The organism is Azospirillum sp. P4_B5, from assembly GCF_056402275.1.
On the sequence record NZ_JBFUHT010000025.1, the window covers coordinates 1 to 25,534 of the forward strand.

General features: G+C 68.1%; 24 protein-coding genes and 1 rRNA gene. 9 read left to right on the forward strand and 16 right to left on the reverse strand.

From position 1 onward, the window contains the following. The 3 genes from AC1DVI_RS19345 to AC1DVI_RS19355 all read right to left on the reverse strand — a co-directional run. A 16S ribosomal RNA gene (locus tag AC1DVI_RS19345) occupies window positions 1-145 on the reverse strand; the annotation flags it as partial. 485 nt (window positions 146-630) lie between these two features. Beyond that, window positions 631-1,335, reverse strand: a complete 705-nt coding sequence (locus AC1DVI_RS19350; protein WP_476959367.1) for a phosphatase PAP2 family protein — start codon at window positions 1,333-1,335, stop codon at window positions 631-633. A 115-nt stretch (window positions 1,336-1,450) separates the two neighbouring features. Then, window positions 1,451-1,924: a DUF411 domain-containing protein gene (locus tag AC1DVI_RS19355; protein ID WP_476959368.1), complete on the reverse strand. Its 474-nt coding sequence runs from the start codon at window positions 1,922-1,924 to the stop codon at window positions 1,451-1,453. Between the two features lie 333 nt (window positions 1,925-2,257). Here AC1DVI_RS19355 and AC1DVI_RS19360 point away from each other — a divergent pair, with 333 nt between their 5' ends. The 4 genes from AC1DVI_RS19360 to AC1DVI_RS19375 all read left to right on the forward strand — a co-directional run bounded on the left by AC1DVI_RS19360 (window position 2,258) and on the right by AC1DVI_RS19375 (window position 5,494). Next, entirely contained in the window at window positions 2,258-3,811 is a 1,554-nt protein-coding gene (locus tag AC1DVI_RS19360) for a diguanylate cyclase (RefSeq protein ID WP_476959369.1), read from the forward strand. A gap of 264 nt (window positions 3,812-4,075) precedes the next feature. Next, the gene (locus AC1DVI_RS19365; protein WP_476959370.1) at window positions 4,076-4,699 is read left to right on the forward strand and encodes a hypothetical protein; all 624 of its coding nucleotides are present in this window, start codon (window positions 4,076-4,078) and stop codon (window positions 4,697-4,699) included. A gap of 7 nt (window positions 4,700-4,706) precedes the next feature. Next, window positions 4,707-5,234: a hypothetical protein gene (locus AC1DVI_RS19370; RefSeq protein WP_476959371.1), complete on the forward strand. Its 528-nt coding sequence runs from the start codon at window positions 4,707-4,709 to the stop codon at window positions 5,232-5,234. Between the two features lie 137 nt (window positions 5,235-5,371). Beyond that, a complete protein-coding gene (locus AC1DVI_RS19375) occupies window positions 5,372-5,494 on the forward strand; it encodes a hypothetical protein (protein ID WP_014239103.1) in 123 nt (40 codons plus the stop codon). A gap of 71 nt (window positions 5,495-5,565) precedes the next feature. Here the strand turns inward: AC1DVI_RS19375 and pspC are convergent, their stop codons facing one another. The 4 genes from pspC to AC1DVI_RS19395 all read right to left on the reverse strand — a co-directional run bounded on the left by pspC (window position 5,566) and on the right by AC1DVI_RS19395 (window position 7,231). Beyond that, on the reverse strand, window positions 5,566-5,967 hold the full coding sequence (gene pspC / locus AC1DVI_RS19380) for an envelope stress response membrane protein PspC (protein WP_476959372.1): 402 nt from the start codon (window positions 5,965-5,967) through the stop codon (window positions 5,566-5,568). A 45-nt stretch (window positions 5,968-6,012) separates the two neighbouring features. Next, entirely contained in the window at window positions 6,013-6,240 is a 228-nt protein-coding gene (gene pspB / locus AC1DVI_RS19385; RefSeq protein WP_149165526.1) for an envelope stress response membrane protein PspB, read from the reverse strand. 125 nt (window positions 6,241-6,365) lie between these two features. Further along, entirely contained in the window at window positions 6,366-7,037 is a 672-nt protein-coding gene (gene pspA / locus AC1DVI_RS19390; protein ID WP_476959373.1) for a phage shock protein PspA, read from the reverse strand. A gap of 47 nt (window positions 7,038-7,084) precedes the next feature. Continuing rightward, a complete protein-coding gene (locus AC1DVI_RS19395; RefSeq protein ID WP_014239099.1) occupies window positions 7,085-7,231 on the reverse strand; it encodes a hypothetical protein in 147 nt (48 codons plus the stop codon). A gap of 164 nt (window positions 7,232-7,395) precedes the next feature. On the opposite strand from AC1DVI_RS19395, the gene pspF reads away from it, so the two are divergent. Then, window positions 7,396-8,400: a phage shock protein operon transcriptional activator gene (gene pspF, locus AC1DVI_RS19400; protein ID WP_476959374.1), complete on the forward strand. Its 1,005-nt coding sequence runs from the start codon at window positions 7,396-7,398 to the stop codon at window positions 8,398-8,400. A 6-nt stretch (window positions 8,401-8,406) separates the two neighbouring features. Here pspF and AC1DVI_RS19405 read toward each other — a convergent pair whose 3' ends face one another. Further along, window positions 8,407-8,718 carry a polyhydroxyalkanoic acid system family protein gene (locus AC1DVI_RS19405; protein ID WP_014239097.1) on the reverse strand — a complete coding sequence of 104 codons (312 nt, stop codon included), beginning with the start codon at window positions 8,716-8,718 and terminating at the stop codon, window positions 8,407-8,409. A 207-nt stretch (window positions 8,719-8,925) separates the two neighbouring features. Between AC1DVI_RS19405 and AC1DVI_RS19410 the strand changes: the two genes are divergently transcribed. Beyond that, window positions 8,926-11,100, forward strand: coding sequence for a transglycosylase domain-containing protein (locus AC1DVI_RS19410; protein WP_476959375.1), 2,175 nt, complete (start codon window positions 8,926-8,928; stop codon window positions 11,098-11,100). 114 nt (window positions 11,101-11,214) lie between these two features. Here AC1DVI_RS19410 and AC1DVI_RS19415 read toward each other — a convergent pair whose 3' ends face one another. From AC1DVI_RS19415 to groES, 7 genes are all read right to left on the reverse strand, one after another. Beyond that, complete coding sequence (locus AC1DVI_RS19415) at window positions 11,215-12,462, reverse strand: BaiN/RdsA family NAD(P)/FAD-dependent oxidoreductase (protein WP_476959376.1); 1,248 nt, start codon at window positions 12,460-12,462, stop codon at window positions 11,215-11,217. Between the two features lie 123 nt (window positions 12,463-12,585). Further along, window positions 12,586-12,849 carry a hypothetical protein gene (locus AC1DVI_RS19420; RefSeq protein ID WP_476959377.1) on the reverse strand — a complete coding sequence of 88 codons (264 nt, stop codon included), beginning with the start codon at window positions 12,847-12,849 and terminating at the stop codon, window positions 12,586-12,588. Window positions 12,850-12,958: 109 nt separating this feature from the next. Further along, the gene (locus AC1DVI_RS19425) at window positions 12,959-14,107 is read right to left on the reverse strand and encodes a NapC/NirT family cytochrome c (RefSeq protein WP_476959378.1); all 1,149 of its coding nucleotides are present in this window, start codon (window positions 14,105-14,107) and stop codon (window positions 12,959-12,961) included. A gap of 167 nt (window positions 14,108-14,274) precedes the next feature. After that, window positions 14,275-15,279, reverse strand: a complete 1,005-nt coding sequence (locus AC1DVI_RS19430; RefSeq protein ID WP_476959379.1) for a cytochrome-c peroxidase — start codon at window positions 15,277-15,279, stop codon at window positions 14,275-14,277. A 236-nt stretch (window positions 15,280-15,515) separates the two neighbouring features. Next, the gene (locus tag AC1DVI_RS19435) at window positions 15,516-17,207 is read right to left on the reverse strand and encodes a catalase (RefSeq protein WP_476959380.1); all 1,692 of its coding nucleotides are present in this window, start codon (window positions 17,205-17,207) and stop codon (window positions 15,516-15,518) included. A 197-nt stretch (window positions 17,208-17,404) separates the two neighbouring features. Continuing rightward, complete coding sequence (gene groL, locus AC1DVI_RS19440; RefSeq protein WP_476959381.1) at window positions 17,405-19,048, reverse strand: chaperonin GroEL; 1,644 nt, start codon at window positions 19,046-19,048, stop codon at window positions 17,405-17,407. Between the two features lie 52 nt (window positions 19,049-19,100). Continuing rightward, window positions 19,101-19,391: a co-chaperone GroES gene (groES, locus tag AC1DVI_RS19445; RefSeq protein ID WP_145623298.1), complete on the reverse strand. Its 291-nt coding sequence runs from the start codon at window positions 19,389-19,391 to the stop codon at window positions 19,101-19,103. Window positions 19,392-19,685: 294 nt separating this feature from the next. Between groES and AC1DVI_RS19450 the strand changes: the two genes are divergently transcribed. Together AC1DVI_RS19450 and AC1DVI_RS19455 are read left to right on the forward strand one after the other, a co-directional pair. Then, on the forward strand, window positions 19,686-19,949 hold the full coding sequence (locus AC1DVI_RS19450; protein ID WP_145623297.1) for an usg protein: 264 nt from the start codon (window positions 19,686-19,688) through the stop codon (window positions 19,947-19,949). 139 nt (window positions 19,950-20,088) lie between these two features. After that, complete coding sequence (locus AC1DVI_RS19455; RefSeq protein ID WP_476959382.1) at window positions 20,089-20,580, forward strand: lysozyme; 492 nt, start codon at window positions 20,089-20,091, stop codon at window positions 20,578-20,580. A 168-nt stretch (window positions 20,581-20,748) separates the two neighbouring features. Here the strand turns inward: AC1DVI_RS19455 and AC1DVI_RS19460 are convergent, their stop codons facing one another. Then, window positions 20,749-24,243, reverse strand: coding sequence for a pyridine nucleotide-disulfide oxidoreductase (locus AC1DVI_RS19460; RefSeq protein WP_476959383.1), 3,495 nt, complete (start codon window positions 24,241-24,243; stop codon window positions 20,749-20,751). A gap of 193 nt (window positions 24,244-24,436) precedes the next feature. Here AC1DVI_RS19460 and AC1DVI_RS19465 point away from each other — a divergent pair, with 193 nt between their 5' ends. Continuing rightward, on the forward strand, window positions 24,437-25,522 hold the full coding sequence (locus AC1DVI_RS19465) for a COX15/CtaA family protein (protein WP_476959384.1): 1,086 nt from the start codon (window positions 24,437-24,439) through the stop codon (window positions 25,520-25,522). The last annotated feature ends 12 nt before the right edge of the window (window positions 25,523-25,534 follow it).

Sequence of the window (25,534 nt, forward strand, 5' to 3'; positions counted from 1 at the left end):
GTTTCCAGACGTTATCCCGAACCGAAAGGCAGGTTCCCACGTGTTACTCACCCGTGCGCCACTAAGGCCGAAGCCTTCGTTCGACTTGCATGTGTTAGGCATGCCGCCAGCGTTCGTTCTGAGCCAGGATCAAACTCTCAGGTTCAAGCTGGACAGCGGTCCGAAGACCGCATCCACTTGACAGGGCCGCTCAACGCGACCTCACCCAAGCCTTCGAAACTGTTCGTCTCTTACTGCTTGACCGAGATGCTCAAGCGACCCGCGATGCCAGTCCCTTCCGGAACCGGTCCGCGGCCAACGGTCAAAACCGCCGCCTGCGCATCCCTTCTCACAACACGGTATCAACGATATCCAAGATCCCGCGATCCTCGTCGAGGACCGCTGCCCGTCCCGCGCTGCGTCACCGGAGTCCGGTGCGGCGCGTCGGGGCGATTTATCTAGAAGCTTCGACTTGTTCTGTCAAGCCTTTGTTTTCACGTTGGCTCGACGTTACTTCGCCTTATCTTCTGTTCCCTTGCCGCCGTCGCGCTTCTCAGCGGCCCCGGCGTCGTGGGAGCCGGGTTATAGGCGGGTCGGCCAAGCCCGGCAAGAGCTTTTTTCCATCGACCGGCATTTTTTCGCTGCACCGCATCACGAGCCCAGAAGGACGGTCATCGCCCCCTCGATCAGCCGCCGGGCGTTGGCGAACAACGTCGCCATCTGAAGGGTCACCAGGAAGGCCAACGCGTAAACGATCCCCGGTTGGGTGTCCTGCCAATCGAGGACGCGGCGGCTCAGGCGCTCCGGCACCGGAACGGCCAGCACCGCCGCCATGATGAGGACACCGACCACCCCGCCGGCCAGGATGTCCGTCGGGAAGTGAAGCCCCAGATAGACGCGCGGCAAACAGATCACCACCAGCGTCCACAGGAAGGCGAAGGCCCCGACCAGCCGGTTCGACCACCACAGGGCCGCGGCCAGAGCGAAGAACAGCACGGCGTGGTCGCTGGGAAAGGAACTCCAGCCATCGACCGCCCAGGCGTTCACATCATACGGAACAACGAAGCCCAACTCCGGATCATGGACCGGGCGCAGGCGCATCGGCAGGAAGTTCTGCATCCCGCGTCCAATGGCGATGGCCAGCAGCGCCCCGGCGATGGTCTTCACCGAATAAAGGTCCGGCCCGATCAGCCGCCCGCTGCGCCGGGTCCAGCACCACCACAGCAGCGCCATCAGCACGCCGCCCTTCAGCAGGTCGCTTTGGGCGATGACATAGATGGTCTTGTCCGCCGCCATGCTGGCGCGGCTGTAGCCGTTCAGCCAGCCGATGATGGCAAGATCGAATGCCGTGGTCACGCCGTTCCCTCCGTTCCGCCAAGCGCGGTCGCGCCTTGGCAAGGCCAGCCGCTGGAAGCAAGGAACGGAAGGGCAAGGCCCGAGGGCGCCGGTTATCAGGCTTATCCCGGAAGGGTCAGCGCCGCTCGTACACGCTGTCGCCGCCCGCCGCACCGAACAGGACGACGTCGTAGGGATCCTTCACCCCGGTTTCCATGCCCGGCGAGCCCTGCGGCATGCCCGGAACGGCGAGGCCGACCGCCGCCGGGCGTTCGCGCAGCAGCCGCTGCACGCTGTCGGCGGGCACATGGCCTTCCAGGGCATAGCCGCCGACCAGGGCGGTGTGGCAGGACTGGAGCCGGGCAGGCACGCCGAGGCGCATCTTCACCGGCTCCACATCGTCGACCTCCTGCACGGTCACCGGGAAGCCGGCGGCCCGCATGTGGTCCACCCAGCCGCCGCAGCAGCCGCAGGTCGGCGATTTCCACACCATCACTTCCGGCTTCGCCGCGCTGGTGGACGCCGAGGCGGGGACCGTGCCGGCCAGGCTGCGCACCGCGATGGCCAGGGCGCCCACCGTCAGGCTGGCCCCCATGGCCGTGAGAAACATCCGACGATCCAACATTCGCAACACCCGCTCCACAGCCTCGCGGAAAGATGGCTTGCGGCCACCCCGTTTCAACGCAGTTTGCCGCCCGCCGCCGCCGCCCGCTTTGATCGTGGTCAAACGACATACCGCGGACCGACGGTTGCGAAAGGACGAAATTCATTCCATAAGGATAACGAACCCGTTGCGCAGGTGAAGTTGCATCGGTTACCGCTGAATGGCAGCAATCCGCGTGGCAAACCCTGACCGGCACCGCCGGGAACCGGTTGTTGGCCGGCAACAGGCCGAACGGACGGGCAGGCTGAACGGACGGGCAGGACGGGCGGAACGCACAGCATGGAAACCGACCTTCTGTTCGCAGACGACGACCAACCGCCGCCGCCCGAAGACGGGGCGGAGCCGTGGATCGTGCTGATCGCCGACGACGATCCGGAGGTTCACGCGGTCACCCGGCTGGCTTTGGGGGGTCTGCGCTACAAGGGGCGGCGCCTGTCGCTCGTCAGCGCCCTGTCGGCAGGCGAGGCGGCCGCCGTCCTGCGCTGCACGCCCAACGTCGCCATCATCCTGCTGGACGTGGTGATGGAGACGGACGACGCGGGGCTGCGGCTCGTCCGCACCATCCGCGAGGATCTCAACAACAACGCCATCCGCATCATCCTGCGCACCGGCCAGCCGGGACAGGCGCCGGAGGAGGACGTGGTCCTCGCCTACGACATCAACGACTACAAGTCCAAGGCGGAGCTGACGGCGAAGAAGCTGTTCACCTCCGTCGTCGCGGCCCTGCGCGCCTACGCCGACATCGTGGCGCTGGAGACCAACCGCCGCGGGCTTCAGCAGATCATCCAGTCCACCGACCGTCTGTTCGAACTGCGCTGCATGCAGCAGTTCGCGGCCGGGGTGCTGACCCAGCTGTCCGCCTTCCTGCGGGTGAAGCCCGACGCCATCCTGTGCGCCCAGCGCGGCGCGACCGGCCGGCCGCTGCCGGACGGCGCCTTCTACGTGCTGGCCGGGGCCGGCTGCTACGCCGAGGCGGCCGGGCAGACCGCGTCGCCGACCGGAGCCGTGATCCCGCCGGCCCTCGCCGAGCGCATCACCGACGCCTTCCACAGCCGCCGCAGCCATTACGGCCCCAACGAGACGACCCTGTTCATCCGCGTGCCGGACGGGCATGAGGTGGCGGCCTGGATTCACACCGATCGTCCGCTGGACGATGTGGACCGTGGGCTGGTCGAGGTGTTCGCCTCCAAGATCGCCATCAGCTTCGCCAACGTCAGCCTGTATGAGCGGCTGCGCGAGGCCAACGAGACGCTGGAGGCCCGCGTCGCCGAACGCACCCGGGCGCTGGAGGCGGCGAACGCCAAGCTGGAGCGGCTGGCCACCGTCGATCCGCTGACCGCCGTGTGGAACCGCCGGCATTTCCTGGACCTCGCCGCGGCGGAACTGGGACGGGCGCATCGGCACGGGCGGCGGCTCAGCGTCTTCCTGCTCGATCTCGACAACTTCAAGGCGGTCAACGACGGCCACGGCCACGCCGCCGGGGACGAGGCGCTGCGCACGGTGGTGGTCCGCGCCCGCGAGGCCCTGCGCACCTCGGACCAACTCGCCCGCTTCGGCGGGGAGGAGTTCGTCGCCCTGCTGCCCGAGACCGACCTTGCCGGGGCGCGCATCGTGGCCGAGCGGGTGCGCGCCGCCATCGCCGGAAGCCCGGTGGTGACCGACGGCCGGGCCATCCCCATCACCGCCAGCCTGGGCGTGGCCGAGTGGAGCGCCGCGGAGCCCTCCATCGAACTGACCCTGCGCCGCGCCGACGCCGCGCTCTACGAGGCCAAGCTGGCCGGACGGGACCGCGTGTGCGTGGCCGACGAGCCGCATCCGCCGCCCTGTTCATGATGCGCCGCCATGGCGGATGCGGTTTGTGAAAACATAAAACCGCTTTCTTGCGGTCCGCACACAATGCGGAAACAGAGCGGATACGAAAATTTCCCTGACGTGAACGAAGTTTGCAAACTTCATTCGCCCTGCACTTAGGCGTTGCAGGTCCAAAGGGCGTGGATTACCGCTCCTCCATTCTCGACACCATGAGACGGTGAAAGCGGCGAACCGGCTCCGGGCCGCTTCCGCTCCGGTTCTTTTCGGGGGATCAGGGTCTCAGCCATGTGGAACGATTATGGTCAGGCGCTGTTCCTGGCGCTCGCCTTGGCCGGGCTGGGCTTCGGCATTGGCAAGGCGGCAGCCCTGTTGGGCGAGCGCGCGATCGAGCGGCGGCTCGGCACCGGCCGCCTGCAGGACACCATCGCCCGCCGCGCTAAACTGGAAGCCGGGTTCGAGGCGCGCAAGACGCAGCGCATCGACGCGCTGCGCAAGGCCGAGCAGGACATCGGCGACGCCACGCGCCGCCGTCAGACGCTGGAACAGCGCCTGCGCGACCTTCAGCACCGCGGCGATGAGTTCCGGCGGCTGATCGGTGAGGAGGTCGCCGGCACGCCCTGCTACATCGCGCAGGTCGCGAACAAATATGTCGGCGGCGGCGCCAACCAGCAGGCGCAGCACGCCTTCATCGACTCCGGCTGGGCACGGCCCCAGACGGTCGAGGTGTGGGCGCGCACCGTGCCGGTGGCCCGCGCCGAGATCGAGCGGCGCTACCCGCCCGCCTTCGGCTATGTGGTGTTGCGGATTCAGGAAACGCTTCAGGACGCGTCGATCACGACCGGCAGGACGGGCGCCAGCCAGGGCAAAGCCGGGTCGGGCGATCCCCTCCCCCTGGCGATTGCGAGTTGAGGGCGCCGTGGGCCATCCATCGACGCTGTATCTCTTCTCCGCACTGGTCGGCGTGGCGACGCTGGCGGCCTCGCTCCTGTCGGCGCGGCGGCAGCTCCGGACGGCGGAGGATCGCATCGTCAACGCCGCGGCCCGTCGCCATGCCCAGGTGGAACGCCTCAAACGCCTTGCCCGCGCCACGCTGGACCAGGCGCGGGAGCTGCGCGCGGCGCGGCGCCGCAAGGCATCCATCGACTTGGCCTGCGAGGACCTGGAGCAGCGTCTGGCGGCGGCGGACGCGGAGGACCGGCGCGTCTATGTCCTGGACGACCGGCGGACACCGGCGGATGCTGGATGGGTGGTGACGGTGGCCCACGCCGACTATGGCGCGCGCGTCACCGGCGGCTTGGAGAAGACGGCGCTGGACCGTTGGAAGAGGGGCCGTCGCTTTCTGGTCTGGGGACTGGACGAGACGAAGGCGCGGGAGAAGACCAACGCCCGCCATCCCGAGCACAAGGGCTTCTCCATTCTTTCGGTGAGGCCTTACCTCGATTGACGGCCCGGACGGATAGGCTTCCCCGTTTGGGGGAGCCCCGGTGGCGGTCATCTGCCGGACGGACGGTTGCTGTCACCTCTTTTCGCTACCATGTCCTTCACAGTTGCGTCATTCTGATCGGGTCAAGCGGAGGAGCCATGATGGATCTCGATCTGGTCGTGCTCGTTGGAGCGATGGCTGCGGCCCTCGCCGGCCTCGCTGCCGCCCGCCCGGCCATGAAGCCGGTGCGTGTGCGCAGCCGGAACCGCCGTCGGCGCTAACCTCCGGCGCCGCGACAGGCGGCGCTGCGGTCAGGCGGCGGCTTTGCCCCGGAGGCGTTCCGGGGCTGCCGTCAGCGGTCCAGGTTGCGGATCGCGCGGTTGAGTTCGTACTCTTTGGAAGCGACATGCGCTTCCAGGTTCCCGACGCGCTTTTCGAAATCGCGGAAGCGTTGCGTCAAGCCGGCCAGGGTGCGGTCGGGCTTGATCGACACGCCGCGCCAGAAGGCCTCCTCCTCCGGATTGCGGTAGACCGCCGGTGGCTTGACCGGCAGGACCAGCACCGCGATCACGTAGGCGAGGATCACCGGCGGCATGAAGAAGAACAGGCCCAGCACCAGAGCCAGCCGCACCAATGCAGGCTTGAACCCGAAATAATCGGCGATGCCGGCGCACACGCCCCCCACCATGCCACGCTGCGGATCGCGGAAGAGCCGGTGCGGGTTGGGCGAGTCGTAAGGCGAAGAACGGTCCATCGTCGGGCTCCCGTCAGGTCGGAATGAGTGTGGAATGCGGCAGGCTCAGAGCTTGTCGCGCCAATTGGGCGACTCCGCGTCGAGCACCCGCTCCAGCGCGTGGATGCGGCCTTCCAGGCGGTTCGAGATGTCCCACAGTTCGGCCAGAAGCTGCTCGTCCTGGGCCGACAACCCACGCTGCCCGCGCCATTTGGTGATGTAGTGGAAGATGATCCAAAGCGGTGCCACCACGGTTATGAAGAGCGCCGCGAGGACGAAGCTGAAACCGCTCATCGGGGGACGGCCTTTCTTGTTGTTCGGGAAACCCCTCTCCCGCAAACCGGCGGGAGAGGGGGCTCAACGCCAACCCCGCTGTCCGGAAAGACAGAGCCGGGGCCAGTGTCGACGCCGGTGCGGGATCAGCTTCCCCGGCGCGCGGCGACGCGGGCCTTCAACGCGGACAGCTCGTCCTGGACCTTCTTGTCGGCCTCCAGATCCGCGATCTCCTCGGTCAGCGTCTTGGTGCGGCCGACGTCGTAGGCCTCCACGCGGCCTTCCAGCTCGTCGAGGTTGCGCTCCACCTGCTCGAAGCGGGAGAAGGCGTCGTTGATCCGCTCGTCGTGCAGGGTGGAGCGGACGCGCACGCGGTTGGCCGCCGTCTTGGTGCGGGCGACCAGCGCCTTCTCGCGGTTCTTGGCGTCGGTCAGCTTGGCCTGGAGGCGGCCGATGTCCTCGTTGGACTTGGACAGCGCCTCCTCGACCTGGGCGAGCTGGGCGGTCAGGACGTCGGCCTCCTCGGCGGCGCGCGACTTGGCCAGCAGCGCCTGCTTGGCGAGGTCCTCGCGGTCGTGGGTCAGCGCCGTCTCGGCCTTGCGGTCCCAGGAGTCGCGCTCGCGGTGCAGGTCGGTGATGCGGCGCTCGATCTCCTTGCGCTCGGCGATGATCTTCACCGTGGAGGAGCGCACCTCGACCAGCGTGTCCTCCATCTCCTGGATGATCAGACGGATCAGCTTCTCCGGGTCCTCCGCGCGGTCGAGCAGGGAGTTGAGGTTGGACTGCACGATGTCGGTCAGGCGCGAAAAGATGCTCATGGGGATGTGTCCGTTCGTGGTCGCTTGGTGGGCGGGCGTTGATGGCGTCAGCCGAGGATCGTGGCGATCAGCAGGCCGGCGGCGAAGAACGCCCAGCTCTCGGTCGGGCGGCTGGTCAGGTAGGTCCGGATACGCGCCGCCAGCGGACGGGCCTCGCGGGTGTAGCGGCGGTGGTAGTCGCTGTAGTGGCTCATGCGGGTCTCCTTGTTTGGTTCCCTTCTTCGCAATGGCCGTGCCAAAGCCGGGAACTCCCGCAAAGCCTTGGATTTTCTGGGGCGGGGGGACGGCGGCCAAGCTTGGACCGTCGCCATTTCCGCGATAGAGTAAAAAAATTCATCAACCTTTCGCCATTTTGACCATGCAACCCAACCCGCCTCCTCTGCTCGGGGAGTCCCCGGCCTTCCACGCGGTCCTCGCCCACGTCTCCCGTGTGGCGCCGCTGGAGCGCCCCCTTCTGGTCATCGGGGAGCGTGGGACCGGCAAGGAGCTGGTGGCCGCCCGCCTGCATTATCTGTCCCGGCGCTGGGACCGGCCCTTCGTGAAGGTGAATTGCGCCGCGCTGACCGAGAGCCTTCTCGACTCTGAACTGTTCGGGCACGAGGCCGGAGCCTTCACCGGGGCGATCCGCCGGCAGATCGGGCGGGTGGAGCAGGCCGACAGCGGCACGCTGTTCCTGGACGAAATCGCCACGGCCAGCGCCGCCGTTCAGGAAAAGCTGCTGCGCGCCGTGGAGTATGGCGAGATCGAGCGGGTCGGCGGGCGGACCCAGACCGTCGACGTGCGGGTGATCGGGGCGACCAACGCCGACCTGCCGGCGCTGGCCGAGGCCGGGCGGTTCCGCGCCGACCTGCTGGACCGGCTGGCGTTCGACGTGGTGACCCTGCCGCCGCTGCGCGCCCGGCGCGAGGACATCCCCGTGCTCGCCGAACATTTCGCGCTGGGCATGGTGCGGGAATTGGAGCGCTCCCTGTTCCCCGGCTTCGCCCCGCGGGCGCTGGAGCAGCTTCTCGACCACGGCTGGCCGGGCAACGTGCGCGAACTGCGCAACGCGGTGGAGCGCTCCGTCGCCGCGTCCGACCCGGAGGGGCCGGTGGAAGAGATCCTGCTCGACCCCTTCGCCTCCGCTTGGCGGCCGGCCGCGCCGGCGGCGACCGTCCCGTCACCAGCCGTGGAAGAGGAGGCGCCGCCGGTTCCCACCGGAGACTTCCAGGAGCAGGTGCGGCGCTTCGAGTCCGGGCTGCTGGAGACGGCGCTGGAGCGCAACCGCTTCAACCAGCGCCAGACCGCCGAGGCGCTGGGGCTCGGCTACCACCAGCTTCGCGGGCTGCTGAAGAAGCACAGGCTGATCGGCAAGCCCGAGTAGGGGCGGCTACTTCTTCTCCAGCAGCAGGGTGCCCTTGCTCTGCAGCCGGTCCTTCACCTTGTTGGCCAGCAAGCCGAGCGCCCAGGGAAGCTGCACCTCCACGGTGACGCTGTCGTCCTGCACGTCGATGAAGCCGGTGACGGTCTGGGCCATCGCCACCACGCGGAAATCCACGCGGTCGTCGGTCCAATGGTCGTCCATGCTGCTGGCGACCGCGGCGAGGTGGGAGCGGGCCTGCCCCACCCCCTCCGCCACGCGCCGCTTCGCCTCGTCCCGGCCGAGCTTGTGAGGAATGGAAACGGTCAGGGGCTTCGACATGAACAGGCTCTCCGCTGCGTCAACGCTTACTCATGGAAACAACAGTCCGCGGCGGCTTTTCTTCCACCCCCGTCATCCATCTGCAACGGTGCTAAGACAAATCTTATCTCTTTCGCGGGCGCTCTTTCGTCGCAACGGGGCGGCGGCGTATAGCTTTCCATCACAGATTACATCGGGCATGGATTTCTTGGGGGCCGCGACCGCGCCGTGAGCAACGATCGACCGGGCGAACTCTTTGCGGGGCCGCGCCCCATCCAGACGCGGGGCGAGGAACCGGCGCTGCGCCCCCGCCTTCCCAAACGCGCGCCCAAGCCGGAAAAGCCCGCCAAGCCCGAAAAGCCGAAAGCCGAGAAGCCGCGCAAGCCCACCCCGCCGCCGCGCAAACCTGCTTCAAAAACGACCGGAGGCGGCGGGCGGCGGCGGACGATCCTCGGCACGCTGGTCTATGCCGGGATGGTCGCGGGGGTGTGGTGCGGCATCGCGCTGGGCGCGGTGCTGGCCTGGTTCGCGCTGGACCTGCCGGACATCTCCAAGGTCGCGCAATTCGAGCGGCGCGCCTCGGTCACCGTGCTGGCGGCGGACGGGTCGGAGTTCGCGCGCTTCGGCGACCTGCACGGCACGACGCTGGGCGTGAGCGACCTGCCGCCGCATCTGATCCATGCCGTTCTGGCCATCGAAGACCGGCGCTTCTACTCGCATTTCGGCGTCGATCCCATCGGTCTGGCCCGCGCGCTCTACGTCAACTGGCGGTCCGGGCGCTCGGCGCAGGGCGGCTCCACCATCACCCAGCAGCTCGCCAAGAACCTGTTCCTGACGCCCGAGAAGTCGCTGAAGCGCAAGATCCAGGAAGCCATGCTGGCGCTGTGGCTGGAGCACCGCTTCACCAAGGACCAGATCCTCACCGCCTATCTGAACCGCGTCTATCTGGGGGCGGGCACCTTCGGCGTGGACGCGGCGTCCCGCACCTATTTCGGCAAGCCGGCGACCCAGCTCGACCTGCGGGAATCGGCGATCATCGCCGGCCTGCTGAAGGCGCCCTCGCGCTACGCCCCATCCTCCAACCCGGACGAGGCGGCGGAACGGTCGCGCGTCGTGATGGGCGCCATGGTGGACGCCGGCTTCATCACCGCGCAGGAGCTGGAGGCGGCGCGCAACGCCCCGCCTTCCGCCAAGCGCAAGCCGGGCGGCGACGGGCGTTACTTCGCCGATTGGGTGACGGAGCTGGTCTCGGCCTTTGTCGGCTCCGGCCACGGCGACGTGGTGGTGCGCACGACGCTGGACCTCAAGCTGCAGCGCGCGGCGGAGCAGCGGCTGGAGGAGATCCTGTCCGGCCCCGGTGCCGCCGCCAACGCCCGCCAGGGCGCGCTGGTCGCCATGACCGCCGGCGGCGCGGTGCGCGCCCTGGTCGGCGGGCGGGACTACGACGCCAGCGAGTTCAACCGCGCCACCCAGGCGATGCGCCAGCCGGGATCGGCCTTCAAGCCCTTCGTCTATCTGGCCGCGCTGGAGGCCGGCTGGTCGCCCGACAGCCCCGTCGAGGACGCCCCGGTCCGCATCGGCGGCTGGAGCCCCGGCAACTACGACGGCAAGTTCCGCGGCACCGTCACCATGGCCACCGCGCTGGCCCATTCGTCCAACACCGCCACCGTGCGCATCATCGACCGCATCGGGGTGGAGCGGGTGCGCCGGGTGGCGGCGGGGCTGGGCATCAATTCGCCCATGGGCAAGGACCTGTCGCTGGCGCTGGGCACCAGCGAGGTCAACCTGCTGGAGCTGACCCGCGCCTATGCCGGCATCGCCAACCGCGGCGCGCCGGTCTGGCCCTACGCCATCGCCGAAATCCGGGACCGCGACGGCAACATCCTGTACCGGCGGCAGGCCGGCGGTTCCGCCCCGGTGGTGGACCCGGCGCACACGGCGCAGCTTTCCCGCATGATGACCGGCGTCATCGAGTACGGCACCGGCAAGTCGGCGAAGCTCGACCGCCCGGCGGCGGCCAAGTCCGGCACCACCCAGGACTACCGCGACGCCTGGTTCGTCGGCTTCACCGCCGACCTCGTGGCCGGGGTGTGGCTGGGCAACGACAACAACGCCGAGATGAAGCGGGTCACCGGCGGCTCGCTGCCGGCCAAGCTGTGGCAGGGCTTCATGCTGGACGCCCACGCTGGACGCCCGCCCCGCCCCCTGCCGGGGATGGAGGGCGCCCCCGCCTATGTCGCCTCCGGCGGCATTGCGGAACCCGCCCGCGCCACCCCGGCGGCGGCCCCGGCGCGCGGGTCATCGGGAGGCGCGGCAGGCGGCATCGGCTCGCTGATCGAGAGCCTGACCGGCAAGGGCAGCGCGCCCCAGGTGCAGTACGACTACGGCAATCCAGTGCGGTGAGGCGGAGCGTATTACCCCCACCCCGGCCCTCCCCCGCTTCGCAGGAGAGGGAGACGTATTCCCCTCCCCTGCGAAGCGGGGGAGGGTTAGGGAGGGGGCAACCCCGGCAACGACTCAGCCCTCCAGATACCCCAGCACACCCTTCCCCGCCCGCGCGCCCATGGCGAAGCAGCCCTGGAGGAGGTAGCCGCCGGTCGGCGCCTCCCAATCCAGCATCTCCCCGGCGATGAAGGTGCCCGGCAGGCGGGTCAGCATCAGCGACTCGTCCAGCTCCGCCAGCCGGACGCCGCCGGCGGTGGAGATGGCGCGCTCGATGGGCCGCACCCCGGTCAGCACCATCGACAGGCCCTTGATCTGGCGGGCCAGCGCCGCCGGGTCGGACAGTTCCGACGCCGGCGTGAACTCGCGCAGCAGGGCGGCGCGCGGGCCGGTCAGCGACAGGGACTTCTTCAGAAAGGTCGACAGCGACTCCGCGCCGCGGCGGCGCAGCCGTTTGGCAATCGCCGACTCCAGCAGATCCGGCATCAGGTCGATGGTCAGGGCGGCCCAGCCCTCGCGCTCGATGGCGTCGCGCAAGGGGGCGCTCAGCGCGTAGACGGCGCCGCCCTCGATGCCGGTCTCGGTGATGACGAACTCGCCCTTCAAACGCCGGTCGCCGAAGGCGAGGCCGACGCTCTTGACCGGCTGGCCGGCGAAGCGTTCGCGCAGGTGATCGGACCAGGGCACCTCGAAGCCCATGTTGGACGGTCGCAGCGGCGCGATGTCCACCCCGCGCGCGGCGAGAAGCTCGGTCCAGGCGCCGTCGGAGCCGGTGCGCGGCCAGCTCGCCCCGCCCAGCGCCAGCAGAGTGGCGCGCGGGGCGACGGTGGTCTCCGTGCCGTCGCCGCGCTGGAAGCGCAGCGCGCCGGACGCGTCCCAACCGAGCCAGCGGTGGCGGGTGTGCAGGGTGACGCCCAGCCCCTCCAGCCGGTGCAGCCACGCGCGGACCAGGGTGGAGGCCTTCATCTGCACCGGAAAGACGCGCCCGCTGGAGCCGACGAAGGTCTCGATCCCGAGCCCCGCCGCCCAGTCGCGCAGGTCCGCCGGGGAGAGGCTGGCCAGCAGTTCAGCGAACAGCGGGGCCTGCGCGCCGTAGCGGGCGGTGAAGGCGTCCAGCGCTACGGAATGGGTCAGGTTCAGCCCACCGCGCCCGGCCAGCAGCAGCTTGCGCGCCGGGGTGGGCATCCGCTCAAAGACGGCGACCGAGCGGCCCGCGGCGGCGATGACCTCCGCCGCCATCAGCCCGGCCGGGCCGGCGCCGATGATCGCGACATCGGGAGAGAAGGCGTCGGGAGAGGAAACGGTGTCAGGGGCGTCGGTCATCGGGTCCCCCGAGGGGTGAAGGATGTCGACCGGTCCCGTCCGCACCGCCTTCGCCAAAGGAAAAAGCAGGGTCGGACGGGACCGGGGCACTCAAGAAGCGGGAATCGGCGGCGCGGGACCGGATCAGTCCGCGTCGTCCTCCTGGGCCACCTCGTCGGCAAGGTCGTTGGCCATGTCGGCGAAATAGCCCGCGTCCACCTCCAGCCCATTCTCCTCGCAGATCCGCATGAAGATGCGGTAGGCGTGCAGGATCGCGACGTCGAGAACGACGAGGTCACCCTCCTCGCTGTGCTTGTCGGTGATGCTACGCTCCTGGAGCGTGCCGACGATGTCGTGAGAGGCGGCCTGAAGCACCGCTTCCATGGCTTGTTTGTGCAGAGTCGACATCGCGGGGGTCCTCTTTCTCAAGTGGTCGTCTGCCGTCGGGCGCGGCGTGTTCGGCGCCGGCCCGTGGTAGAAAACCCCTCTTAGCAGCTTCGGGTTCTCGCCGCAGCGATCATCGCGCGCCGTCCTTCGCATGGCTCTGCAGATAGGTCAGCAGCAGGCGGCCCTCCTCCTCGTCCAGCCGGGTCAGCCGCTTCATGGCGTTCATCTTGCCGATCCAGGCGTTCGCGTCGAACGCACCCGGCGGGTGCAGCGCGTGGCAGAGCGAGCAGTTGGCGTCATAGACCCGCGCGCCGTAATCCCACAGCGCGCCGAGCGTCGCCGCATAGCCGCCCGCCCCGGTCCAGGCGGTCAGGCGGACCTCCGTCCACTCCTGTTCGGTCTCCGGATCGGTGACGCGGCGCAGCACCGCCGCCTGGCCCGCCACCGCCGCGTTCAGCTTGACCGTGGTGATGCGCTTGCCCGGCTGGGCATAGAGCGTCTGCCTGGAGCTTCCGCGCTGCCAGCCGGTGATCTCGACCTGCAGGGCGCCGCCCTCCGCCGCCAGGACCTTCACCGGCGTCGCCGCGGCGATCTCGCCGTCCCCGGCGCTCCCAGGGGTCGGCGGCGCGCCGTAGAGGGCGAGGCTGGTCAGGGCGTAGGCGGTGTCGCCGGGCTTCAGGGCCAGCGCCTTCGCCTGCCCCGACAGACCGGCGAAGAGTTGGCGATGGCCGGCGGTGACGTCGGGGAAGCTGTGGGCGATGCCCTTGTGGCAGTCGATGCAGGTCTTGCCGGCCTTCTCCGCCCCTTCCATGGCGCTGGCCGCCTTCGGTGTCTGCTTGTGGAAGTCCATGGCGCCGAAGGAATGGCAGTTGCGGCATTCCTGGCTGTCGGTCGCCCGCATGCGCTCCCATTCGCGGCGCGCCAGCGTGTGGCGCTTGGCCTCGAACTTCTCCTTGGTGTCGATGGAGCCGATGAGCCAGTGATACAGTTCGCCGGACGCCTGCACCTTGCGGATCACCTTGTGCGTCCAGTCGCGCGGGACGTGGCAGTCGGCGCAGGTGGCCCTTACGCCGGAGGCGTTCTGGTAGTGCGGCGAGGTCTTGTACTCAACATACACGTTGTCGCGCATCTCGTGGCAGGAGACGCAGAACTCCATGCTGTTGGTCGCTTCCATCGCGGTGTTGAAGCCGCCCCAGCCGACCACCCCGACGATGACGCCCACCAGACCGGCCAGCGCGAGCGCCCCAAAGCCGCCCGCCGTCTTCCATCCCCACCGCATGTCGATACCCTGAACACCCTGGCAATCTTCAACCCTCTCCCCCCGGGGAGAGGGTGCCCGCGAAGCGGGCGGTGAGGGGGTTGCGCGTGGCGGCACGTCCGACACAAGCGCACCCCCCTCACCCTAACCCTCTCCCCGGGGGGGAGAGGGCACCCAGCCCCGAACCGTCAGTCGAAGGGATGCGGCTTCGGCGTCTTGTCCGTGGACGGCGGCAGGATCGGCAGAGCGAAGCTCGGCTGGTCACCGGTCAGCGTCTTCAGGAAGGCGACGATCTTGGCGTTCTCGTCGGTCGAGAACTTCTTGCCCAACTGGATGCGGCCCATGACGTCCACGGCGTCGGACAGCGTCGCGGCCTCTCCGTCGTGGAAGTAGGGATAGGTCAGCGCGACGTTGCGCAGCGTCGGAACCTTGAAGTTGAAGCGGTCGGCCTCCTCCTTGGTCACCGCGATGCGGCCCTCGGCGGGGTTGTTGGTCTTGTAGGGCTCGACGACGCCCATCTTCTGGAAGGTGTTGCCGCCGGCGGCCGAGCCGTTGTGGCAGGCGGTGCAGCCCGAGTCCTTGAACAGCTCGTAGCCTTCCAGCTCGACGGTGGTCAGGGCCTTCTTGTCGCCCTTCAGCCACTGGTCGAAACGGGAGTTCGGCGTGACCAGCGTCTCCTCGAAGGCGGCAATGGCCTTGGTCACCTCCTCGATGGTGATCTTGGTCTCACCGAAGACCTCGCCGAATTCCTTCTGGTATTCGGGGATGGAGCGCAGCACCTCGACCGCCAGGGCGTGGGTGGAGCCCATCTCGCCGGGATTGGCGATCGGGCCGCCGGCCTGCTCCTGCAGAGTCAGCGCACGGCCGTCCCAGAACTGCGCGACGTTCAGGCTGGAATTCAGCACGGTCGGCGAGTTGATCGGACCCTGCTGCCAGTTGTGGCCGATGGAGGTCTTCAGGTTGTCGGTGCCGCCCATGGACAGGTTGTGGCACGAGTTGCAGGAGATGAAGCCGGACTTGGACAGCCGGGGATCGAAGTACAGCTTCTTACCGAGTTCAACCAATCCGGGATTGGCGATCTTCGCCGGCTCGATCGGCGAAATCGGTTCGTCGGCGGCGAACGCGGGCACGCCGAAGGTGGCGACGGAGGCCGCCAGCATGGCCGCGAAGGGCACGGCAGCACGCATGGACATCGCACTTCTCCCTTATCGAAGTTCTAATATTTTGGCTAATGCCTTGATGCAAAATGACAGTGGCATGGCCCCCTCTGGTGATACCAGTGACAGGCGTGTCGCGCGGCAACGTGTCGCATGTCCTTACACAAACTGTGGCCATTCAAAACAATCACCGGCGCCGGCATGAAAAAGGGGCGGCGGGACAACCCGCCGCCCCATTGGGACGATGCTCGAACAAAGACCTTTGGTTGCGCCTAATCGGCCGCCTGGCTGGTCATGCCGCCTTGCGCGCCGGACGGCATGCCCTTCACCACCTCGTCCACCGTGGCACGGTGGACCTTCACGGAGCCGGTCCACTGGCCCCAGGCCTTCGGGTCGATCGTGTCGCCGTTCTTGCCCAGCGCCTTCAGCCGCTTCTGGTCCTCGTCGGTCAGCACCTGCTTGGGCAGGGGGGCCAAGCCGGCGACGTCGGCGGCGGTCATGCCCAGCATGCCGGCGACCCGGCTGCCGTAATCGTCATGGATCAGGAAGAAGTGCCAGAGCATCCGCTCCTGGACGTCGCGTTCGCACTGGCCGAGCAGCGTGCCCATGTTCAGGACCAGATCGTCGCGTTCCCAATCCATCATGGTGCAGTAGCGGCCCCGCGCCTGGACGTAGTCGTTGCGGCGCTCGATCACGCTGCGGGTCAGGCGGCCGTGGATTTCCGGCGGGTTGTTCGGCTCCTCCCGCTGGGCTTCACTCAGGCCGTTGTGGATGGACGGCTCGAAATTGACGTGCGGGTTCTGCCCCGGCGCCAGATCGCGCTGGTAGGACATCTGCCCGCCCGACAGGTTGGTGGCGACTGGCGCGTTCTTGGCTTGGTTGATCGGCAACTGCTGATAGTTGGGGCCAACCCGGTAGCGCTGCGTGTCGGAGTAGGAGAAGGTCCGCCCGACCAGCATCTTGTCGTCCGAGAAATCCAGCCCGTCGACCAGCACGCCGGTGCCCATGGCGATCTGTTCGTTCTCGTTGAAGACGTCCTCGACGTTGCGGTTCAGCGTCATGACGCCGACGTGGCGCAGCGGGAAGTCCGACTCGGGCCAGATCTTGGTGTCGTCCAGCGGGTCCCACTCCAGTTCGGGATGGTCGTGGTCCTCCATGATCTGGACATACACATCCCACTGCGGGTAGTCGCCCCGGTCGATGGCCTCGTAGAGGTCCTTGGAGGCGGAGCCGAGATCCTGCCCCTGCACCTTCGCCGCCTCCTCCGCCGTCAGCGAGGCGACACCGCAGCGCGGGTGGAAGTGGTACTTGACCAGCACCGTGTCGCCGTTGGCGTTCACCATCTTGTAGGTGTTCACGCCGAAGCCTTCCATGTGCCGGTAGTTCGCCGGAATCCCGCGCGGGCTGAACAGATGAGTCAGCATGTGCATGGATTCGGGCGTCTGGCTCATGAAGTCGAAGATGCGGTTTGGCTCCTGCCGGAAGGTCACCGGATCGGGCTTCAGCGAATGGATGACGTCCGGGAACTTGATGGCGTCGCGGATGAAGAAGACCGGCAGGTTGTTGCCGACCAGATCCCAGTTGCCGTCCTCGGTGTAGAATTTCACCGCGAAGCCGCGCGGGTCGCGTGCCACCTCCGACGAATCGCGCCCGCCGATGACGGTGGAGAAGCGGATGGCCAGCGGGGTCTTCTTGCCGGCTTGGCCGAACAGCTTGGCCCGGGTGTAGGTGGAGGCCGGCTCGTCGCCGATCTTGCCGGTGGCCTCGAACTCGCCGTAGCAGACGAAGCCGCGGGCGTGGACCACGCGCTCCGGAATACGCTCGCGGTCGAAGTGGGTGATCTTCTCCAGAAACTGGTAATTCTCCAGCGTCGCCGGACCGCGGGCTCCCACGGTGCGCTGGGATTGGTTGTTGGTGATCGGGTGGCCCTGACGGTTGGTCAGAGTCTTCGATTGGTCATCCATCGCTTTCTCCCTGAACAGCAAGCCGTGCCGGCGCACCTCTGGGGCGTCCGGTTGGGAGGTCAACGTCCTCAAGTTTGGAAGCGTTCCAAACTAAAACGCCGGCCGGCGGCACCCTGTCCGTCAGGGAGATGCCCAAACGGAAAAGGGCGGCCCCGAGGGACCGCCCTTTCCGCAAACGTGCTGGGAAACGCGGGCTATCAGAAGCCCATGCCGCCCATGTCGTCCATGCCACCCGGCATGCCGGCCGGAGCAGCCTTCTTCTCCGGCTTCTCGGCGATCATCGCCTCGGTGGTGATCAGCAGGCCGGCGATCGAGGCCGCGTCCTGCAGGGCGGTGCGAACCACCTTCACCGGGTCGATGATGCCGGCGGCGACCAGATCGGTGAACTCACCCTTCTGAGCGTCGTAGCCGAAGTTGGCGTCGTTCTGGTCCAGCAGCTTGCCGACCACGATCGAACCGTCGGTGCCCGCGTTGTAGGCGATCTGACGGACCGGGGCCTGCAGGGCGCGGCGGATGATCTCGATGCCGACGCGCTGCTCGTCGTTGATCGGCTTCAGGGCGTCGAGCGCCTTGGTGGCGTACAGCAGGGCCGAGCCGCCGCCGGCGACGACACCCTCTTCCACCGCGGCGCGGGTGGCGTGCATGGCGTCGTCAACGCGATCCTTGCGCTCCTTCACCTCGACCTCGGTGGCGCCGCCGACGCGGATGACGGCAACGCCGCCGGCCAGCTTCGCCAGACGCTCCTGCAGCTTCTCGCGGTCGTAGTCCGAGGTGGTCTCCTCGACCTGCGCCTTGATCTGGCCGATGCGGGCCTGGATGTCCTCGGCCGAGCCGGCGCCGTCGACGATGGTGGTGTTCTCCTTGGAGATCACGACCTTCTTGGCGGTGCCCAGCATGTCGATGGTGACGTTCTCGAGCTTGATGCCGAGATCCTCGGAGATGACCTGGCCGCCGGTCAGGATGGCCATGTCCTCCAGCATCGCCTTGCGGCGGTCACCGAAGCCCGGGGCCTTCACGGCGGCGACCTTCAGGCCGCCACGCAGCTTGTTCACGACCAGGGTCGCCAGGGCTTCGCCCTCGACGTCCTCGGCGATGATCAGCAGCGGACGCGAGGACTGCACGACGGCCTCGAGGACCGGCAGCAGGGCCTGCAGACCCGACAGCTTCTTCTCGTGCAGCAGGATGAACGGGTTTTCGAGGTCCGCGATCATCTTGTCGGCGTTGGTGATGAAGTACGGCGACAGATAGCCGCGGTCGAACTGCATACCCTCGACGACGTCCAGCTCGGTCTCCAGGCTCTTGGCCTCTTCCACCGTGATGACGCCCTCGTTGCCGACCTTCTCCATGGCCAGGGCGATCATCTTGCCGATCTCGACTTCGCCGTTGGCGGAGATGGTGCCGACCTGGGCGATCTCGTCGTTGGTCGTCACCTTCTTGGCGCGGCCGCGGATGTCGTTCACGACGGTCTCGACGGCGAGGTCGATGCCGCGCTTCAGATCCATCGGGTTCATGCCGGCGGCCACCGACTTCACGCCCTCGCGGACGATGGCCTGGGCCAGAACGGTCGCCGTGGTGGTGCCGTCGCCGGCCAGGTCGTTCGTCTTCGACGCGACCTCACGCACCATCTGGGCGCCCATGTTCTCGAACTTGTCCGACAGCTCGATTTCCTTGGCGACCGAGACGCCGTCCTTGGTGATGCGCGGAGCGCCGAAGGACTTCTCGATCACGACGTTGCGGCCCTTCGGACCCAGCGTCACCTTCACGGCGTCGGCGAGGATGTCCACACCGCGCAGCATCTTCTCACGCGCGGCGGCGGAGAACTTAACTTCCTTGGCAGCCATTGCTCACTTCCTTGAAATTCGGGGGGTTGGATCGCTCGGCGCGGGCGGAGGCTCAGGCCTCGACGACGCCCATGATGTCGGATTCCTTCATGATCAGGAAATCCTCGCCCTCGATCTTCACCTCGGTGCCCGACCACTTGCCGAACAGGATGCGGTCGCCGGCCTTCACGTCGAGCGCAACGACCTTGCCGCTCTCGTCACGGGCGCCCGGACCCACCGCGATGACCTGGCCCTCCTGGGGCTTCTCCTTCGCGGTGTCGGGGATGATGATCCCGCCCTTGGTCTTGGTGTCGGACTCCAGACGCTTGACGACGACGCGGTCGTGCAGCGGACGGAACTTCATGGGGATGCCTCCAGGATCAAGGCTTATTGAAAGGATTGGCGCCGGGCTCGGGGCTGTTAGCACTCTCCCCCGGCGAGTGCCAGACAGCTAATCGAGCTGCGGTTTCGATTCAAGAGGGTCGTTGCGGCAATCGGTGCGATTCCTGGCAGCAGTCACCATGAATTGCTGCTAATGCATTGAAAAAGAAGAAAAATTTTTGTTGCCTGCCGCAGCCGCGAACGGCACACTTTCACAAAAGAATCACGAAGGCACAGCGCGAGGACGCCACCGGTTCCACCATCACGGAGGCAGAGCATGGCCAGTCTGGGGCTTCAGCTTCGCGATTACCGCCTGACCACGGCGGAGATTCTGTACCACATGCCGGACCACCCGCACCTGCTGCAGAGCTATCTCTGGCAGGAGTTGGACCTCGCCCCCGGCTACCCGGTGCTGCGCCGGTTCCTGGATTTCTGGCAGGCCAACCTGGACGGCAGGCTGCATTCGGTGAAGTTGGCGACCAACCGCCTGATCACACCGGTGGAGGCTCGCGCGGTGGCCGCGGAGTTCCGCTGGAACTGACACCCGGCCAAGCCTTCATCCGACGCGGGTGAATGTGAAAAAATAAACCATTTTTAGGCGTTTATTGCTTCGGATACCCTCCCCAAAGCACGAACCGATCGTGCCGATGCACGTTCACGACACGCTGGGGAAGACGAACATGACGACGCCGGTTTGCGAAGAAGCGGTCAATCTTGTGAAGCATTTCGAGGGTCTTTACCTCAAGGCCTACCTGTGCCCGGCGGGGGTGCCGACCATCGGCTACGGCCACACCGCCGGGGTCGAGCTGGGGCAGAGCATTTCCTCCGCCCAGGCCGACGATTTCCTGAAGTCGGACCTGACCTCCGCCGCCGCCCAGGTGGACAAGCTGGTCACCGTCGCGCTGAACCCGGACCAGCGCGGCGCGCTGGCCTCCTTCGTCTTCAACCTGGGGGCCGGCAGCCTGCAATGCTCGACCCTGCTGCGCCTGCTGAACCAGGGCGATTACGAAGGTGCCGCCGGCCAGTTCGGCCGCTGGGTCTACGCCACGGTCAACGGCGTCAAGACGCAGCTTCCGGGTCTGGTGAAGCGCCGCGCCGCCGAAGCCGACCTGTTCGAAAGCTCCACCACGCCGCTGCCCCAGGCGGCGGTCAGCACCGCCACGGGCGCGTGATCGTTCCCGATTCCCCCCTCTCCCGCCCCGGGAGAGGGAGGGACCCGCCGCAAAGCGGTGGGAGGGTGAGGGTACCATCAAGATTCAATGATCCATTCTCGGCGGTACCCTCACCCACCCGCTTCGCGGGCACCCTCTCCCGGGGCGGGAGAGGGAATGATATCCACCTCACCCCTTCCGCTGGCCGGTCAGCCGCAGGCCGCGGTCGATCCATTGGGCGGTCAGCTTTTCCTGGACGGCGTTCTGGCGCAGCCGCTGGTTCAGGTTGGCGAAATCCACGCGGTCCAGGCTCTGATCCTGGTTGAAGCAGGAGAAGACCACCGTCTCCTCCCCCGTCGCCGGGTCGGTGTGCCGTTGCAGGCACTGGGCACAGATCTCCTTCATCATGCATTGCATGGGGGAGTTGATCGAGCCGATGCCCGCGTGGCCGGGCTTCAGGTAGGGCTTCAGCACGCCGTGCCGGGCCGCCCCCACCGCCGCCATCATGCGGTCGGAGCCGATGGCGACGATGCGGTCCACCGTCTCCAGCGGAATATCCGCCGGCCCCAGTTCACCCGCCGCGTAGGCGCGCATGGCCTCCACGATGTTGCCGACGAAGGTCCGGTCACCGGGGCGCGTCGGCGTGAAGCTTGGCGCCTCGTCGCAGCACCAGACGACGCGGTCGGCGGCCGCCTCGATCTGTTCGGTCTTGTAACGGTCCTCCATCCGCTTGTAGCCGGCGAAATAGACGACGCGGTTGCCGCGCGCCCGGCAGGCCTGCCCGATGGAGAACAGCACGGCGTTGCCCAGCCCGCCGCCGACCAGCGCCACCGTCTCGCCCTCCGGGATCTCGGTCGGGGCGCCGGTCGGCCCCATCACCACCACAGGGTCGCCGGGTTTCAAAAGGGCGCAGAGGTCGGACGAGCCGCCCATCTCCAGCACGATCAGGGAGAGCAGCCCGGCCTCCTTGTCCACCCAGGCCCCGGTCAGGGCCAGCCCTTCCATGGCCAGTGTGGTCCTGCCGATCCGTTGCGCCAGCGTTTCGAAATTCTGCAGCCGGTAGAACTGTCCGGGTTCGAAACGGCGCGCCGCAACCGGGGCCTTCACCACCACCTCGACGATGGTCGGGGTCAGGCGGGTGACGCTGTGCACCAGGGGCCGCAGCTCAGCGTTCAGGCGCCGCACCAGAGCGTCCGGCGTCACGGAGGTCGGCGCCCGGCGGGCCAGCGCGCGGCTGACCACCGGATAGCCGCGCTTCGCCCCGCCCATCGCCTTCACCACATTGCCGGCGAAGGACGGGTGCAGGTCGCCGAAGAAGCTGAGGAACCGCCCGTCCGGCGCCCGCGCCATCAGCACATGCGCCTGGGCCGGCTTGCTCGTCCGTTCCGGCGTTACCGGAATGCCGTCCTCGTCGATGGCGCGGAAGCAGCGCCCGTCCAGTTCCACCCACTCCGGCTCTTCGCGGGCCAGGATGGTGTTCGGCTGGGTGCCGGCGGCGACCAGGATGGTGCGGGCGGGAAGCCGCGCGTCCACCGCGGCGGGCGCCACCACCCCGTCCGGCCCGACCGGGCTGATCGCCAGATGGATCGCCCGCGCGGCGCCCGATTCGTCGATCTCCACCCCGCGCGGGGCGGCGCATTCCAGGAAGCGGATGCCCTCGGCCAGCCCGTGCGCCACCTCCTCGTGGTTCAGCGTGTAGCTCGGGCTGTCGATCAGCCGCCGTCGATAGGCGATGGTCGAGCCGCCCCAAGATTGCAGAAGCGCCGTGACGCGCGGCTCGCGCCCCTGCTCGCCCGCCTCCAGGCGTTCCGCCCGGATGGCGCGGGCGTGGGCCAGGAACTCGTCGGCCAGTTCGGCCTCGTCGGGCGTCCAACGGGCGCGCACCGCCGCCTCCCCCCGCTCCGCCACAAGAACCTCGTAGCGGGACAGGAATTTCTCGACCTGGACGGGGTAATAGGCCAGCGCCTCCGTCGCCGTGTCGATGGCGGTCAGCCCGCCGCCGATCACCACGATGGGCAGCCGGACCTGGAGGTTGGCGATGCTGTCCGGCTTGGCCGCCCCGGTCAGCTGCAGCCCCATCAGGAAGTCCGAGGCCTGCCGCACCCCGCGGGCCAGCCCGTTCGCCATCGGCACGACGGTCGGCTTGCCCGCCCCCATGCACAGGGCGATGTGGTCGAAGCCCAGTTCCAGCGCCCCGTCGATGGTCAGCGTGCCGCCGAAACGCACCCCGCCGATGATCGTCATGCGCGCCCGGCGCTCCAGCAGCAGGCGGATCACCTTCAGGAAATTCTTGTTCCAGCGCACGGTGATGCCGTATTCGGCCACCCCGCCGAAGCCGGCCATGACCCGCTCGTCCAGCCGGTCGTAGAGGTCGCGCACGTCGCGGATCGGCCGGAAGGGCACCCGCGTGCCACTGGGCAGGACGCCCGAGAGGTCGGCGGGCAGCGGCTCGATCTTCAGCCCGTCGATGCCGACCACCGTGTGGCCGTCGTTCATCAGATGGTGGGCCAGCGTGAAGCCCGCCGGCCCCAGCCCGGCCACCAGCACCTTGTACCCGCTGTCCGGCCGCATCAGCGGGCGGCGCAGGTCCAGCGGGTTCCAGCGGGTCAGCAGGCTGTAGATCTCGAAGCCCCAGGGCAGCTCCAGCACGTCCTTCAGCGTGCGGGTCTCCGCCTGCGGGATGTCCACCGGCTGCTGTTTCTGATAGATGCAGGCCTTCATGCAGTCGTTGCAGATGCGGTGGCCGGTGGCCGCGCACATCGGGTTGTCGACCACCACCACGGCCAGCGCCCCGATGGGCACGCCCTCGGCCTTCAGCGCGTGCATCTCGGAAATCTTCTCTTCCAAGGGACAGCCGGCCAGCGCGACGCCGAAGGCGCTCTTCTGGAACTCGCCGGTCTTGCGGTCGCGCAGCCCCTTGGAGCAGCTGTCCTTGCCCTGGTTGTGGCACCAGATGCAGTAGTTGGCCTCGTCCAGAGCGCCGGCCAGATCGGTGCCGGGGTCGGTCAGATGGAAGCCCTGCCGCTCGCGGCATGCCTCGTCGGGCAGGCGCATCATGGTGACGCCGTGCAACTCCACCGTCTCCACGGGGACGAGACGCTGCGGGTCGGTGCGGTGCGGCACCTGAAACAGGACGCCATCGCCGTGCCGGGCGCGCCCGGCCTCGCTGAAGACCGCCCAGGCGGCGTACTGGGCGGCGCTGTCCAGTTGGTCGGCGTGGGTGGCCTCGTCCTCCATCCAGGCCAGCACCTGCCGGGCGAAGGCGGCCTCGGTCAGCGGGCCGCCCAACCAGTCCTCCAGCCTTGCGGCCAGCTCCGCCCCGTCGAGCGCGGCGACCGCCTCCGGCTTCACCGCCTTGGCGGCGCGGCGCTGAACGAACAGGCGCTTGGCGGTGTAGAGCGGCGCCAGCGCCGTGTGGCGGGCGCGCAGTTCGTCGAGCGCGGCGCGGACGCCGAACAGATCGCTGATGAAATCCTCGGCGTGGGGGGCGAGCGCGATCAGCAGGTCGCTTTCCGCCTTGGCCTCCAGCCGGTCGTGCTGCGCGCGGGCGGAGAGCAGCCGGTTGGCGAGCGCCAGGTCCGTGTCGGACAGCCGGGCGAGGAAGGCGCGGTCGAGCCGGGCCAGCCCGTCCTGCCCGTAAAGCTCGTGGAACGACAGGCCGAAGCCGAGGGTGAGGTCCGCCATCGCCGCCCCGCATCCGAAGCCGTTGGTAAGACTGATATTTGTAACACCCGCGGCGCGCCGCCTTCACCCGAAACCGGTGTCCGGTGTGGCGGGGTAACCCGTGTCCGTTTGACGCAGCCGCTGCCGCACCCCACATGAGCCGGAGGTCCCTATCCCCCCGGAACTTTTCCGCATCATCCGGAGCCGCCCGTCCGTGACCGACATCACCGCCCCCGCCCTCGCCGGGAAAGACGTCCGCGACCCCGCCTCCACCCGCCCCATCGCCTATTGGCTTCTCGTCTGCTGCGCGATGGTCTTCGCCATGGCGGTGATCGGCGCCATCACGCGCCTGACCGAGTCCGGCCTGTCGATGGTCGAGTGGAAGCCGCTGATCGGCATCCTGCCGCCCTTGTCGGAAGCGGAATGGAACCGCGTCTTCGGCCTCTACCAGACCACGCCGGAATTCCGCATCCACAACGCGGCGATGGATCTGGCGGCCTTCAAGCAGATCTTCTGGTGGGAGTGGTTCCACCGCTTCTGGGGCCAGCTGATCGGCTTCGTCTTCCTGATCCCCTTCCTGCGCTTCTGGGTCAACGGGCGCATCCCCGCCGACCTGTGGCCGAAGCTGGCCGGGCTGTTCCTGCTCGGCGGGCTCCAGGGGGTGATCGGCTGGTACATGGTCAAGAGCGGGCTGGTCGACCGGCCCGACGTCAGCCACTACCGGCTGGCGCTGCATCTCGGCATGGCGGTCGTGATCTACGGGCTGCTGCTGCGCACCGCGCTGGGGATTCTCGACCCGCTGCCGCTGGCCGGCTGGGCGACCGAGTCCAGCCGGCTGCGCAAGCACGCGCGCTGGGCCTTGGGGCTGACCGGCGTCACCATCGTCTGGGGCGCCTTCGTCGCCGGAACGGACGCCGGGCTGGCCTACAACACCTTCCCGCTGATGGCCGGCCACATCATCCCGCCGGAGGTCGCCAACCTGACGCCCTGGTGGATCAACCTTTTCGAGAACACCGCGGCCATCCAGTTGACGCACCGGGCGCTGGCGCTGCTGACGGGGCTGGTGGTTCTGGGGCTGGCCCTGCGGGTGTGGGTGGCCCGCCTGCCCGGCCGCGCCGGGCGGGTGGCGCTGCTGACCGCGGCGATGGTGCTGGTCCAGATCGGGCTGGGCATCGCCACGCTGCTGAGCTTCGTGTGGATCCCGCTGGGCGCCGCCCATCAGGCGGGCGCCATTCTGCTGGTGTCCGGGCTGGTCTGGCTGCTTCACGAGCTGCGCCCGGTGGCCGTTCCGAAGCGCTGAACGGAAGTCCCC